This window comes from Stomatohabitans albus (genome assembly GCF_036336025.1).
Classification (GTDB): Bacteria; Actinomycetota; Nitriliruptoria; order Euzebyales; family Euzebyaceae; genus Stomatohabitans; species Stomatohabitans albus.
This window is the reverse complement of record NZ_JAYKKE010000002.1, coordinates 233,833-248,118: the sequence shown is the minus strand read 5'-3', so window position 1 is coordinate 248,118 and position 14,286 is coordinate 233,833. Positions and strand designations below refer to the sequence as shown.

Sequence of the window (14,286 nt, the reverse complement as noted above, 5' to 3'; positions counted from 1 at the left end):
TTGAGGAGAGGAACATGACTAACCAATACGTGTATGCATTTAGTGAAGGGTCTGCAGAAATGCGTTCAACCCTGGGCGGTAAAGGTGCGAATCTTGCTGAGATGACCGCTATCGGGTTGCGCGTTCCACCAGGATTTACCATTAGTACGCAATCCTGCATACGGTACCAACAAGAACGGGCGTTGTGGCCAGAACTACTTGAAGATGTTCAACATGCGATCGGTGAAGTAGAACGCGAGCTGAACAAAGGCTTCGGTAACAAACAGTCTCCGCTTCTTGTAAGCGTTCGATCTGGGGCAGTTATTTCTATGCCCGGCATGATGGATACGATTTTGAACCTGGGTTTAACTGATGAAACGGTCATCGGACTTAGAGAAACAACCCAAGATGCTCGATTTGCCTATGACTCCTATCGACGCTTTATTCAAATGTTTGCAGACGTGGCTCTCGGTGTTCCTCGCGTACGGTTTGAACTTGAGTTGGAACGTCTTAAAGAACGTGAAGGGGTTGAGGCCGACACTGAGATTAGTGCTGAAGGCTTACGAGGATTAATCGACACGTATAAAACTATTGTTGAAGAAGAATACGGATCACCATTCCCTCAAGACCCTACAACCCAATTACACCAAGCCATTGAGGCGGTGTTTCGATCCTGGGATAACCCACGAGCAAGGGTGTATCGTGATTTAAACGGTATTGACCACAATCTCGGTACGGCCGTGACCGTGCAATCAATGGTCTTTGGTAATAAAGGCCCAACCTCGGGTACTGGTGTTGCATTTACCCGTGATCCTTCAACGGGTAAGCCAGCCTTGTTTGGAGAGTTCTTATTGAATGCGCAAGGCGAAGACGTTGTGGCTGGTATCCGGACGCCGAAACCTATTGCTGAACTCGCTAATTCGATGCCTGAGGTGCATCGTGAGTTTGTTGAAACTGCCGCACTACTTGAACAGCACTATCGTGATATGCAAGATATTGAGTTCACGATTGAAGATGGAACCCTCTATTTCTTGCAGACACGCAGTGGTAAGCGAACGGCCATGGCCGCAGTTCGGGTCGCCGTGGATCTCGTTAATGAGGGCATGATTACTCGTAATGAAGCACTGAAACGAGTGGAACCAGCACATATTGATCAACTGTTACACCCCACGTTTAACCCGGATGCATTGGCTAAGGCTACGGTCTTAGCGTCCGGACTACCGGCGAGTCCAGGCGCGGCAACAGGCGGGGCGTTTTTCAGTGCGGCTGCCGTGTTGGAGGCCAATGAGAGAGGTGAAAAAGCGATTCTTGTGCGTGCCGAAACTAGCCCAGAAGACATTGAAGGTATGGTTGCGGCACAAGGGGTACTGACGGCCCGCGGTGGTATGACGAGTCACGCAGCAGTTGTGGCTCGAGGGATGGGTACTTGCTGTGTTGCCGGTTGTGCTGATATCCATGTCGACGAAGTGGCTAAAACATTTACCATCAATGGGAAGACATTCGGTGAAGGCACCAAGATTTCTTTAGATGGATCCACCGGTAAGGTCTACGCCGGTTTAGTAGAAACAAAGCTGCCTGAACTTGGAGATTCCTTTGACATCTTGATGGGGTGGGCTGACGAGGCGCGTCGGCTTGGGGTCCGTGCCAATGCCGATAACCCTGTTGATGCTGAACGAGCAGTTGCCTTTGGCGCTGAAGGCATTGGCCTGTGTCGTACGGAGCATATGTTCTTTGAAGAAAATCGTATAGCAGCAGTGCGGCGGATGATTCTGGCCGGATCAGCCGAAGAGCGTACCGCGGCACTGGCTGAGCTACTCCCCCATCAACGTTCCGATTTTGTGGGCATATTTGAAGCCATGGGTGGTCGCCCTGTGACGATTCGCTTGCTTGACCCGCCACTTCACGAGTTCTTGCCCCACGGAGAATCAGAGATAGCCGACCTTGCTAGTTCTATGGGTATTGACGTCAGCGTATTGGAAACAAGGATTCGCCAGTTAGAGGAGTTCAACCCGATGCTAGGTCATCGCGGTTGCCGCCTTGCCGTTACCCATCCTGCGATTTACCGCATGCAGGTACGTGCCATTCTTGAAGCGGCGGTCCAGGTTGTCGCTTCTGGACATGCCGTAGATCCAGAAATCATGATTCCGTTGGTCACGAGTGAAACAGAGCTTGCCTGGGTCAAAGAAGAAATCGCCGACGAGATCGCGCTTGTGTTTGCTGAACTTGAGACAACGATCCCCGTTAAGATCGGCACGATGATCGAGACACCTCGTGCCGCAATCACCGCCAAGGCGATTGCGCATGAAGCCGAGTTCTTTAGTTTCGGTACAAACGATCTTACGCAAATGACCTTTGGGTTTAGCCGTGATGATTCAGGCCCATTCATCAGTGCCTATCTTGATGAAGGCATCTTGGATATCAGCCCGTTTGAATCTATCGACCAAACGGGTGTTGGCGAATTGGTCCGTACGGCAGTGGCCGATGGACGGGAAACCAACCCAGACATCAAACTCGGTATTTGCGGTGAACACGGTGGTGATCCGGCATCCATCACATTCTTCAACACCATTGGCCTTGACTACGTATCATGTTCACCGTGGCGCGTATGTGTAGCGCGTCTAGCCGCAGCTCAGGCCACCTTGAACTAAACAGCTACCCTTTACAGCTCTATCGTTCATTGTTGAAAGGAACCTCCATGACGGCTCAATTTCACCGCCTCGAGTGGCGCTTAGATGATGAGCAGGACCAGCCGGAACAAGAAGACTCTGCGTTGAGCCAGCTCATGGGGGCAAACCCCTTCAAAAAGCTCTATGACAATCGTGTGTTGTACCTTCGTGGTGCTATCGAAGACACCAAGGCTGACGAGATCGTTGCCCAACTCTTGTCCCTTGGTGCAGAAAGTGACGACGACATCACCTTGGTTATCAACTCCCCCGGCGGTGTGATTACCGGTATGTTCGCCATTTATGATGTCATGCGGCTACTCAACGCAAAAGTCAACACCCTTTGTGTCGGGTTAGCCGCATCAGCGGGTGCCTTCTTACTGGCAACCGGCACGGGCTGGCGTGCGGCAACCCCGAATGCACGCATCATGATCCACCAGCCCCTCGGCGGGGCTCGAGGACAAGCCACCGACATCAAGATTCAAGCGGAACAGATTGTTTTTGCTCGAAACCGCCTCAACGAGATTCTGGCTGAACGTACCGGACAACCTTTCGAAAAAGTAGCAAAGGACACCGACCGTGACTTTTGGCTTGGTGCTCGTGAAGCGCTTGATTACGGGCTGATTGATCAGGTTCGCGAGACGGGCGGATTGCTCTAATCATGCCGGTTCATGCATACAAACCTCCATTCTTGGAGGTTTGTTTTGTTTTCACTAGGAAGGCCTGAAGGGGCCGCTAACCTGTATAGAATGCACGATTTCGCGTCAACTCCTTGGACTCCATCATCGTGGAGGAGCTTGCCGGTTCAACAAGAACCTTCTTGGCCAGACGAAGACCATCTCAACCGCGTGCTCACTCAACTTGCAAGTGAACCACCACTTGTGTTTGCCGGTGAAGCACGAACCCTTACGGCTGGGATGGCTAAGGCTGGGCGCGGAGAGGCCTTTGTACTCCAAGGTGGTGATTGTGCAGAAACGTTTGCTGCTGATACAGCAACTAATACACGAGAAAAAATCAAAGTACTTTTGCAAATGTCAACGGTGTTGACCTATGGCGCAAAAATGCCGGTGATAAAGATTGGACGTATCGCCGGTCAGTTTGCAAAGCCACGTTCTTCAGAAACAGAAACGGTGGACGGTGTGACGCTTCCGTCCTATCGCGGAGATGCGGTCAACGGTCTGGCCTTCACCGAAGAAGACCGGATTCCAGATCCAGATCGTCTGTTGGGGGTCTACCATCATTCGGCAACGTCATTGAACCTAATTCGCGCCCTTGTGGGTGGTGGATATGCCGACTTGAATCGAGTCCATCAGTGGAATCGTGAATTTGTAGCTGATAGCCCCCAGGGTAAACGCTACGAACTGATGGCTGACCACATTCAGTCAGCGCTTGACTTCTTACATGCAATAGGTATTAATGCTGAGAACAGTGAAAAATTACGGGCAACACAGTTTTTTACCAGTCACGAAGCACTCTTGCTCGGGTACGAAGAGGCGCTAACCCGCCTAGATTCAACCTCGGGTGATTGGTATGACTGTAGTGCCCATATGTTGTGGGTCGGCGAACGGACGCGCCAATTGGACCACGCTCATATCCATTTCTTAAGTGGTGTCCGTAACCCAATCGGGGTTAAGGTGAGTAACCGGATGGAACCGAACGAGTTACTCGACCTCATTTCCGTCTTAAACCCGGATAATGAACCGGGCCGCTTGACGTTAATCACTCGTATGGGAGCATCTGCAATCCGTGATGCTCTTCCGCCGCTATTGGCTGCTGTTAAGGAAGCCAATAAGACTGTGACTTGGATCACCGATCCCTGTCACGGCAATACGATTACCAGTGAAAGTGGGTACAAAACACGACGTTTCGATGATGTGCTTGATGAAATCGTCGGTTTCTTCGCAGCACATGATGCAGTCGGAACTGTTCCCGGTGGGGTCCATATGGAACTTACCGGTGAAGATGTAACTGAGTGCCTCGGAGGGGATCAAGATATTGCAGACCTTGATCTCTCTCGACGCTATGAAAGCGCGTGTGACCCAAGGCTCAACAACGCCCAAAGTCTTGAACTGGCCTTCCGTATTGCAGAAATTTTGCAACGCAGGAGAAATATTGTCTAAAAAAGTTTATGTACTCATTGATGGTGAAAATATCGATGCCACGCTTGGCAAGATCCTTGAACGACGGCCCAACCCAGAAGACCGTCCTCGTTGGCATTATGTTTTAGCGCATGCTCGTGAGCTGTACCCCGATGCTGAGGTCAGCGGTCTGTTCTTCCTTCATTCCCCATCGGATGAACTCTTACCTATTGCATTTGTAAAAGCGCTGACCGCACTAGGGTTCACTGTTGTACCACTTAAAGGCACCGGGAATATCAATGAACAAGTAGTAGATATTGGGATCTTACGTACATTGACTGGCATTTTTGACCAGGGTGAGGGACATGTCATTTTAGTTTCTCACGATGGTGGATACGCCGACATTGTGAAAGATCTGCTTGGTAATAACCATGATGTTTCCATCGTTGGTTTCAATGAGTTCGTGTCCTCAGCGTATGTCCACTTACAGCCTTTAGGGCTACAAATATTTGACCTTGAAAATGATGTAGGTGCATTTGATGTGGAATTACCACGGGTACGTGTTATTGATTTAGAAGAGTTTGATCCATCCTCGTATCTATAAGTTCTTGGTCATTAATCCCCCGCGATGGCGGGGGATTTTTGTTTTAGTACCGGCAACTACCGGTATGTACCGGATCAATCCCAGCACGTTCAATAACTGGCAATACTTCATCCTTACTTAAGGCATACCCGACATCAGGATCCGAAGTAGCTGCCGCAAAGACAATGCCGGCCAAGGAACCGTCATCAAGGACAACGGGACCACCTGAGTCACCCATTCGTACCCCACTTGATAGGGCTAAAATGTCGCGGGTGACAACCGTTTGTCCGTAGATGTCATAACCCTGCGCTTGGAGGTGGTCGCGTACGCCTGCTGGCCGAACGGTAACGGTTTCAGCACCTGCTGGAAACCCTAATGTGGCACCAAATGCACCGCGCTCGACTGGCTGTTCCGTCCAAGGAATCACGGCGGCTTTGCTTTCAGGGGAATCAAGAACGGCCACGTCACGGAGTGGATCAAATGCAACAACACTGGCGACATGTTCTCCAGACACGTCATTAATGACAATCTCGCTAGCGCCGGCAACAACATGCGCATTCGTAACGATGAGCCCTTCTTCCACGGCAACGCCGCTCCCATGACTAGTCAAGCGACATCCTGAAGCCGTAACGCGCACAACGGACGCCCGTCCTGCACTTTCAGCAAGGCCAACGGTTGCTGAGGTGGGTCGTTCATTTAATTCTGGTGGAACAACCTGTGCGCCCACATCGGCATACGCCTGGGTAAATCCTCGTGTGTCGAGAAATGTCGTCAATCGGCCAACAATTTGCGGTGGAGTGGGAAAGAGGCGTTGGACATATCCGGCAACCATGGAGTGTTGGAAGGCATCAGCGACCCCCACAACCGGACCATAGGCCAAGATTGCACCCACCAGCCATACCCCTATGAGGCCTTGGAGTAACCCCGTAACTAGCCCACCAACACGGTCTATCGGTGCAAGCCAGGTATTGGCTGCAGTGCGGCTCACCGCATCGCCAATGATTGAAGCGATGGCATACCCTATTCCGATCAAGGCACAGGCAATGGCCAGGGTGACAAGTCCGCGTGATAACCCCGGCGTTTCAACGATCTGAACGGTCAACTGGGTACCATATTGCGCGGCACACCAGAGACCAATAAGTGCGCCTGACACTGCAATAATTTGACTGAAGGCACCGCGGCGAAAGCCAGCATAGGCGGCAAGGAGCAGCACTAGTGCCAAGACAATATCAACAACATTCACCCCTCATAGTCTGCCCTAAGTTTCAATGCGTACCGCATCCTGTTAGGCTCCCAGCTCTATGAATCAGCCCACACGACCGCAAACACGCATCGTATTTTACGGTTCTGACCGAGATTCTTTAGCGAAACTTGCCAGTCAACAGGTGAATAATCTTTACCTTAACCACCGCAAGCTAGCCTCCACGAGTGTCATTGAAGGGGTAACAACACAAGTACGGAGTGATGTTACCAAGCTGCTGTCAAACAGTATCGGAGATGGGCGTGGCCGCTATGTGCTCACTCCAGCAACCGCGGTCCGTCTCGTTGCATTCGATGTTGATTCCACCCTCGTCAATGGTGAGGTCATTGATATGATTGCCGCCCACTGGGGCGTTGGTGCCCAGGTGGCCGCGGTAACCCAGGCGGCAATGGAAGGTCAATTAGATTTCAATGCATCCTTACGTGAACGTGTTGCGCTTCTTGCGGGGTGTCCTGCCACAGTTTTAACAACCATCCATGACACCCTGCCATTGAATCCGGGTGCATATGAATTAATGGCCATACTGCACACCGCTGGTGTTGCGACCATGATGGTTTCTGGCGGTTTCAGTACGGTTACTGCGCCACTGGCCAAGGCCTTAGGTATGACCGCCTGTTTTTCAAACCAACTCGAAATCATTGATGGCACCCTCACTGGTAAGGTCATTGGCGAGATCATTAACGGTGAAGCAAAACGTGCCCATGTCCTAGAAACATGCCAAACCCTCGGCATTAGTCCAGGTGAGGCTGCTGCGGTCGGTGACGGGGCCAACGATTTATTGATGATGGGATCGGTCGGAACCGGTATCGCCTATAACGCCAAGCCAGTTGTTCAAGCCAATGCAGATATGGCGTTGAACGACCCCGACCTTACCCTTGTCGCTGCACTATTAGGTATAGGAGATGAGGAGCTGGGCTATAAGCCGGATTCTGTCATTTAAGACGACCATCTACCTGGGATTTACGTTACCGTAAACCTCATGCGGCCTACCCGATATCATGCAACGGGCCGCTGTGATATCTGCTTGGCCTTGCTTCACCTGGGGTACACCTGGCCGCTCATGTCACCACGAACGCCGGTGCGCTCTTACCGCACCCTTTCACCCTTACCCGCACCAATCACCTTGGCCGTTGGCGGTTTGCTTTCTGTTGCACTTGCCTCACATCGCTGTGACTGGGTATTACCCAGCAGGTTGCCCTATGAAGTCCGGACTTTCCTCAGCATCTCTGCCGCGGTCGTCCACCCAACTCCTCAACTCCGAGTATAGACAGGAGCTTATGTATTCTGTGTGACCGTTAACGACACATCTCCTACCATTGGGATACTTACTCGCCATGTGCCGGTACGTAGGGGTTGAATAGGTGTACAGGTCCCCAAGATAAGTTCTTGACCTTCCCTGATGGAATACCCCATCGCACAAACTACATTGACGATCCAAGCGGCGGCTTCGACAGGATCACCCATCAAACTTTTTCCAGCGCCACTCCCCATTTCTTTGCCGTTGTGGATGAGGGTGGCGACCGCAGATTTCACATCCACTTTGGTCAGGGCTTTACCCCGCGCTGCAATAACCGCCCCACCGAATCCACCGTTATCCGCTTGGAGGGCAATGCCGTTCGCAGATACTTCGAGGCGACTGTCGTAGATAATGAGTGCCGCCAACACCGCAGACACACTTCGACGAATATCCACGGTGGTGCTTTCTCTAGTGGGGAGATCCATATTCATACGAAAGACCAACCCACCCCCAATAGTTGGCGCATGGAAGCGACTTAAATCGATCGTTTGCCCGTCATCGACCACCGTATTAGCCATCACCGCACCAACAATTGGTTCGTGTAAACCGTATGCATCCCGACAGGAGGGATTCATCAAATTAGCTGCCCAACCACCCAAGGTCAGTCCACGTTGCAACCAACGAGCCGTGTTATCGGCCACAATTATTCTGCCCTGCTCAATATCCATATCGCCAAGCTCATCTTGACTTAGCGAGGCAATGCGATGGTGCAGTACAGCCGCGTTCAATGCAAGCGCAGCACGACGATGGTGGGGAAGAAGTTCAGCCATAGGGGTTGTCGAGAAACTAATCGGGAGCCGGTACGAGCAAGGTGTCACATTCAGGGCACGCCACAAGCTCACCGTCACGCATACCTTGCCGTAGTTCCTCTATATCGACACCTGGCAGCTCCATATGACACCCTAGACAGGTTCTATTATCTAAACTCGCCACAACCGGTCCCCTACTCCGTTTGGCATGGCGCTCATATTCGGTAATGATCTCTTCGGTGAGTTCAGCCACAACCCGAACACGCTGTTCCCTAGCCCCTTCGATATCGGCATCAATATCGGCGCTCGCTTCATTCCGCAATCCAGTTAATGTGTCAATTTCAGTAGATAGTTGGGTTCTTGTTTCGGTCAGTTTCGCCTTTGTTGTTTCAAGCCCTTCAATCTCTTCCATTGTTTCAAGTTGCGAATCCTCTAAATCATGTTTGCGTTTTTTCATTGCAGCCAGTTCGTCTTTAACCGCTTGAACCTGCTTTTCAGTTGTGAGTGCCCCCGAGTACAGCTGCGCATCAGCAGCTTTCTGGCTTGCGGTGACCGCACTGATCTCATTTTCTAACCGGCGGTTTGTAGCTTCGGCCTTTTCTAGTTGTCCAACGGTGTCAACAAGTTCACTCGTTGCCTGGTCAAATTGTTGTTGATGAGCATCCAAGCGCTGTTGGGCTTCGAGGTGATCACGGGTGTGATTGAGCCTGCGAAGTCGCTCATCAATGGTCGATAAATGGGCGAGGGAACGTTGTTGTTGAGGAGTAACACGCATAGTTGTTCCTTTTACAGAGCTGGAGTTGTCGACCAGGGATCGGTACAAATTGAGGACGCCAACACGCGAGCATGGCAACCATAGGAGGGTCCATGATGGCGAAGGTGATCGATCATGGTTGCCATCGCAGGAGATTCTGTGCCGTAGTGTCCTGCGTCAATAATGGCAAGCCCCATTGTGATCGCATCAAGCGCCTCATGATGACTAACGTCACCCGTAATAAACACATCCGCACCCGCGTTACGAGCTTGTTCGGCCAGACTTGCACCAGAGCCACCAACACAAGCGATGTGTTGCACCAAGCGGTGTGGGTCTTGTGTTCCCAAACGAGCATGCGGGCTTGGAAGTTGGTTACGAACCTTCATAAACACATCAATAAGTGGTTCAGGTTGAGGGAGCGTGCCAAGTAATCCGAGTGACCGTTCATGATCATCACCGCCAATGGGATGACTTGTCGTGATACCAAGCGTGTTTAACGCGGTCCAACTGGTGGTATCTGGCCTGGCATCAAAATTGGTATGGGCAGCAAAAATAGCCACACCACGTTCTGCCGCTAAGAGAGCTAGGCGACCCGATGCACTATTGGGACTAAGGCTTGGTAGTGGGCGAAACAGCAGGGGGTGATGGGCGATAATCAGGTTACAACCGTGTTCGACCGCTTCAAGGATGACCGCTTCGGTGACATCGAGTGCAACGCTCACGGCATGTACTGCGGCATCAGGATTGCCAACTTGGAGGCCAGGGGAATCCCAATCTTGGGCATGCGCTGGAGGATAAAGCTGGTCGAGAAGGCGAACCCAATCCGAAACTGTTTCAGCAGTCATGGTTGTAGCCTAGTGCACGTCAGTGACCAATAGCACGATCAAAGACATCCCAAGCTGATCTTGTTGCAAGTTGTGCCCGGAGCGGACTCACACTAATCACACCATCACGGACCGCTCGAATATCACTATCAGGTTCGAATCGTTCTTCGTGGGGGTTATCAATTATTCTGAGATCAGTTGCAGGACTAATTCGCCCCCCGTTGGCATCAACATATTTCCAGTCACATTCATAACTGACAATGGTGCGTCGCATCGGTGTAGTAGACAAGGTTGCCCCGATAGGAATATTGACGTTAAGCAGAGCTACCTGTTCAGGTAACCCATGTTCAAGGATGAATGCACCCCAATGAGCAACGACCTCAGCGCACGCATCCCAATCAATCTCTGAGCCATCACCAAAATGGTCCAGGGTTTGGCTGCTCACCGCAAGGGCTGGAATGCCAAATAGGCTCCATGCTTCTTGGGCAGCACCAACCGTTCCCGAAGCCGGAATACCGGATCCGACGTTATAGCCCAAATTCACCCCGGTAATAACCAGATCTGGCATTCGCCCTTTTAAATATCCAAGGATGGCAACATGCACAGCTTGCGCGGGCGAACCAATAACGGCTTGAGCCCGCTCGACTTTGTCAAATTGTTCAAACCTATTCGTTACCTGTGTGGTGCCTACATCAGGTCCGCGTTGTAATCCTCGCCCAACCCCAGACTGTTGGTGAGCTGGGGCACTGACGACAACGGTTCCAAGGGCACTTGCCCCTTTAACCGCAGCATAGAGCCCTGGAGCGTCAATACCGTCATCATTTGAGACAAGGATAAGTGGTTTGTGTTGTGACATATAACCTATTTCGATAACTGTTCAAGTCGGGTACGGAGTTCTTGGATAAGCGCTCCTTGTTCTTTCTTCACGTTTTCAGCCAGTTTGATGACCTCAGGATTGGTACCCGTGTCAATTTGTACCTGAGCGGCCTTGATTAAGGCTTCACGTTGATGAATGGCTGCTTGAATCCAGGCTCGTGCTTGAGCTTTTGCATCACTCTTGTCAATAGCCTCTTGAGCCTGATCAATCAATGCCTTTGCCGATGGGTTATCCTCGACCGTTTGGCTTACATCTCCGATCAGATGTTTCCCTTGAACGGCAAGCTGATCGCCAGACCGCTGAACTTCTTTAACAAGATCTTTAACCGCAGGATCCACTTCTTCATTGGAGAGAATGGATTCAGGAGCCTGAACGGCTTGGTCTTGAACAGACCGCAAGAAAGCTTGATCAGACTCACTTAACGTTGTCATATCTGTACCTGAACAAGCCATTAATACACCAGCTAGCAGTACTGCAAGTAACGCGGGGGTTCGCATGTGAATCTCCTTAAGTGAATTCGTCTGCAGCCTACCCTGTCACAAAACGATGTGGTTGGCATGATAGGACAATGACAACTGCACAAAATCCCACCCCGCCCCCCAGTGGCTGGACCCAAATGTTGGAACAAAACCCTGGTCATAGCCAGTGGTATATCGACCGCTTTGACCGGATGGCCGCCGAAGGCCGAGATTTACTCGGTGAAGCACGATTCGTCGATGCCCTGGCTCCACGCCAGGCACGCATCATGGATGCCGGTTGTGGTCCAGGTCGTCATGGGGGCTGGCTCGCTGATCGTGGCCACACCGTTGTTGGGGTTGATGGTGACCCCGCACTCATTGAAACGGCACAAGCCCGCCACCCCAATGCTCGCTGGATAACACAGGATTTAGCAGTATTAGACCTCAGCGATGAGGAGCCATTCGATGTGATTTATTCAGTCGGTAATGTCATGACCTTCTTACACCCAGACACCCGTATGGAAGTTTTGACCCGACTCTTTCAACATTTAGCACCGCAAGGCCGTCTCATTACTGGCCATCAGCCTGCCCGTGGATGGTCAGCTGAATCAATCATTGAGGATATGCGGTCGATTGGTTTTGCTATTGATGTAGTCCTTGGCACTTGGGATATGCGCCCCTTTGGGCCCGACAGTGACTTCGTCATTGTGATTGCGTCCAAGCACTAGGCTCCAACTCATTCCCCCTATACGACAGCGCAGCATCACGATACCGTAATGCTGCGCTGAAGATATTTGTACGTCTAGTGCTCACATGCTGGGCACGTGCAATTGTCGCAGGTACAGGTCATGCACGTATCATCGCAATTTGAACATGCGCAGTGTTCATCAACATGACCTTCATGCTGGTGGTGGACGTGACCATCGTGCAAGTAGTCAATGTGGTCCCCATGTTGGACAGTTTCATGTCCACAATCTGGTCCATGAACGTGGGTGTGATCTTCGTGAATGACATGTGTGCTCATCAGCAGGTCCTTTGGTATTGATTCAAAATATGCAGTTATCTGCATACGTTGTACTGAACAATACATGCAACCTTACGCATATGTCAAGTCCTAGTTCTTATCTATTGTCAGTGTTACGGAGTCGCTACCCGTTTCCCGTGTTGGTGGTGATAGTGCAAATCCTGATGCACCGCCTCGGTTTGGGGTGGGTACGGCTGGTCTTCAACAGCGTGTTCAAGCGCAAGGCGGAATACACGACAGACGTGCTCATCAGCCACCGTGTAGACCATAGTGCGGCCACAACGTTCAGCTTTTACAACCGTTGCATCGCGCAACACTTTTAGGTGCTGACTGACCATTGGTTGGCTCAGTTCCATACATTCCACAAGTTCGGTTACGGTATGGGGAGCGTGTGCGATACGATGCAAAATCGCAGCACGAACGGGGTTTGACAATGCCCGAAACATACCGGTGACAATTTCATAGTCATACGGATTCGCAAATGGTGCGACTGAATCGGCATGTTCATCATGGTCATGGGTATGATCACGAACAACATGGTCTGGGTGGTCTACCAACACATTTCACCTACTCTGTATCGTCCTCTACATTCAGCCTAGTATCGCTGTCAAAATACTTGCGCACAGGACAAGCCTGTGCGCAAGGATGGCGAAAAAGAATACGTTATTTTACCGACTTGCCGGTTGCCCCAAGGATGTCAAGGGCTTCTTTTACGCGGTCAGCCATACCGCGTTCGGCTTTCTTGCCCCAAGAACGCGGATCGTAAACCTTCTTATTCCCCACTTCCCCATCAACCTTTAGTACGCCGTCGTAGTTGGTAAACATATGGTCTGCAACCGGACGGCTAAAGGCATACTGCGTATCGGTGTCGATATTCATCTTGATGACACCAAAGCTGACTGCATCAAGGATCTCCTGATCCGTGGAGCCAGAACCACCGTGGAATACCAGATCGAATGGCTGGTCTTTACCGACCTTTGCCCCAACAGCGTCCTGAATTTCTTTGAGAATCTCTGGGCGCAGCACCACATTGCCAGGCTTATATACCCCATGGACATTTCCAAATGTTAACGCGGTGATGTAGCGGCCCTGCTCTCCGGTTCCAAGCCGTTCAACGGTCTTCATTCCGTCTTCAACGGTGGAATACATCTTCTCTTTGTCGGAGGTATCACCTTTGATACCGTCCTCTTCACCGCCTACGACACCAACTTCAATCTCGAGTACTTGACGGTTTTGCTTTGTTTGAGCGAGGAGGTCGGCGGCAATCTCAAGGTTTTCATCAACAGGTACCGCACTGCCATCCCACATATGACTATTGAATAATGGGTCCTCACCAGCAGCGACACGGTCGGCACTGATCTTAATCAGCGGGCGGACCCATTCATCAAGCAAATTCTTGGGGCAGTGATCCGTGTGAATCGCCACATTAATTGAGTACTGATCAGCAACAGCACGAATAAACTCGGCCATTGCGACAGAACCCGTCACACGATTGTTTACTGCCTGCCCACTGAAGTAGGCAGCCCCACCGTTAGACACCTGGAGAATGGCGTCTGATTCAGCTTCTGCACACGCAAGAAGTACCGCATTGATGGATTGGGAGCTCGTCACGTTAAACGCGGGATGGGCGAAGCCACCGTTCTTGGCAGCATCCAACATTTCTAGATACTTATCCGGGGTTGCGAGAGGCATGGAGTTGTCCTTTGGATCGGTTGAAAACCCTTCTTGGTTTTCAATGA

Annotated in this window: 14 protein-coding genes, 1 other RNA gene and 1 pseudogene; 7 read left to right on the top strand and 9 right to left on the bottom strand. The window is 51.2% G+C overall.

All coding sequences use genetic code 11. The annotated features are described in order from the left end of the window. The first annotated feature begins 14 nt into the window (after positions 1-14). The 4 genes from ppdK (at position 15) to VCU37_RS06125 (ending at position 5,324) form a co-directional block, all read left to right on the top strand. Positions 15-2,627, top strand: coding sequence for a pyruvate, phosphate dikinase (gene ppdK, locus VCU37_RS06140; protein ID WP_336249753.1), 2,613 nt, complete (start codon positions 15-17; stop codon positions 2,625-2,627). A gap of 47 nt (positions 2,628-2,674) precedes the next feature. Beyond that, the gene (locus VCU37_RS06135; protein ID WP_336249752.1) at positions 2,675-3,301 is read left to right on the top strand and encodes a ClpP family protease; all 627 of its coding nucleotides are present in this window, start codon (positions 2,675-2,677) and stop codon (positions 3,299-3,301) included. Between the two features lie 90 nt (positions 3,302-3,391). Then, positions 3,392-4,762, top strand: a complete 1,371-nt coding sequence (locus tag VCU37_RS06130; RefSeq protein WP_336249751.1) for a class II 3-deoxy-7-phosphoheptulonate synthase — start codon at positions 3,392-3,394, stop codon at positions 4,760-4,762. Continuing rightward, positions 4,755-5,324 carry an NYN domain-containing protein gene (locus VCU37_RS06125; protein WP_336249750.1) on the top strand — a complete coding sequence of 190 codons (570 nt, stop codon included), beginning with the start codon at positions 4,755-4,757 and terminating at the stop codon, positions 5,322-5,324. The genes VCU37_RS06130 and VCU37_RS06125 overlap by 8 nt, the downstream gene beginning before the upstream one ends. 43 nt (positions 5,325-5,367) lie before the next feature. Here the strand turns inward: VCU37_RS06125 and VCU37_RS06120 are convergent, their stop codons facing one another. After that, entirely contained in the window at positions 5,368-6,546 is a 1,179-nt protein-coding gene (locus VCU37_RS06120) for a MarP family serine protease (protein ID WP_336249749.1), read from the bottom strand. Between the two features lie 58 nt (positions 6,547-6,604). Between VCU37_RS06120 and serB the strand changes: the two are divergent. Next, positions 6,605-7,396, top strand: a pseudogene (gene serB, locus VCU37_RS09345) (phosphoserine phosphatase SerB); the annotation flags it as partial. Between the two features lie 70 nt (positions 7,397-7,466). Here serB and rnpB read toward each other — a convergent pair. The 6 genes from rnpB to VCU37_RS06085 all read right to left on the bottom strand — a co-directional run bounded on the left by rnpB (position 7,467) and on the right by VCU37_RS06085 (position 11,562). After that, positions 7,467-7,815, bottom strand: an RNA gene (gene rnpB / locus VCU37_RS06110) — RNase P RNA component class A. 24 nt (positions 7,816-7,839) lie between these two features. Next, on the bottom strand, positions 7,840-8,631 hold the full coding sequence (locus tag VCU37_RS06105) for a 2-keto-4-pentenoate hydratase (protein ID WP_336249747.1): 792 nt from the start codon (positions 8,629-8,631) through the stop codon (positions 7,840-7,842). Positions 8,632-8,647: 16 nt separating this feature from the next. Beyond that, the gene (locus VCU37_RS06100; protein WP_336249746.1) at positions 8,648-9,385 is read right to left on the bottom strand and encodes a zinc ribbon domain-containing protein; all 738 of its coding nucleotides are present in this window, start codon (positions 9,383-9,385) and stop codon (positions 8,648-8,650) included. An 11-nt stretch (positions 9,386-9,396) separates the two neighbouring features. Continuing rightward, positions 9,397-10,209 carry a Nif3-like dinuclear metal center hexameric protein gene (locus VCU37_RS06095; RefSeq protein ID WP_336249745.1) on the bottom strand — a complete coding sequence of 271 codons (813 nt, stop codon included), beginning with the start codon at positions 10,207-10,209 and terminating at the stop codon, positions 9,397-9,399. Between the two features lie 19 nt (positions 10,210-10,228). Further along, the gene (gene surE / locus VCU37_RS06090; RefSeq protein WP_336249744.1) at positions 10,229-11,044 is read right to left on the bottom strand and encodes a 5'/3'-nucleotidase SurE; all 816 of its coding nucleotides are present in this window, start codon (positions 11,042-11,044) and stop codon (positions 10,229-10,231) included. Positions 11,045-11,049: 5 nt separating this feature from the next. Continuing rightward, entirely contained in the window at positions 11,050-11,562 is a 513-nt protein-coding gene (locus VCU37_RS06085; RefSeq protein ID WP_336249743.1) for a DUF305 domain-containing protein, read from the bottom strand. Positions 11,563-11,633: 71 nt separating this feature from the next. Here VCU37_RS06085 and VCU37_RS06080 point away from each other — a divergent pair, with 71 nt between their 5' ends. Both VCU37_RS06080 and VCU37_RS06075 read left to right on the top strand, forming a co-directional pair. Next, entirely contained in the window at positions 11,634-12,251 is a 618-nt protein-coding gene (locus VCU37_RS06080) for a class I SAM-dependent methyltransferase (RefSeq protein ID WP_336249742.1), read from the top strand. A gap of 145 nt (positions 12,252-12,396) precedes the next feature. Continuing rightward, entirely contained in the window at positions 12,397-12,534 is a 138-nt protein-coding gene (locus VCU37_RS06075; RefSeq protein WP_336249741.1) for a hypothetical protein, read from the top strand. A 126-nt stretch (positions 12,535-12,660) separates the two neighbouring features. On the opposite strand, the gene VCU37_RS06070 is transcribed toward VCU37_RS06075, so the two are convergent. Together VCU37_RS06070 and fbaA are read right to left on the bottom strand one after the other, a co-directional pair. Continuing rightward, a complete protein-coding gene (locus VCU37_RS06070) occupies positions 12,661-13,107 on the bottom strand; it encodes an ArsR/SmtB family transcription factor (protein ID WP_336249740.1) in 447 nt (148 codons plus the stop codon). Between the two features lie 103 nt (positions 13,108-13,210). Beyond that, entirely contained in the window at positions 13,211-14,239 is a 1,029-nt protein-coding gene (fbaA, locus tag VCU37_RS06065) for a class II fructose-bisphosphate aldolase (protein ID WP_336249739.1), read from the bottom strand. Positions 14,240-14,286 lie beyond the last annotated feature (47 nt).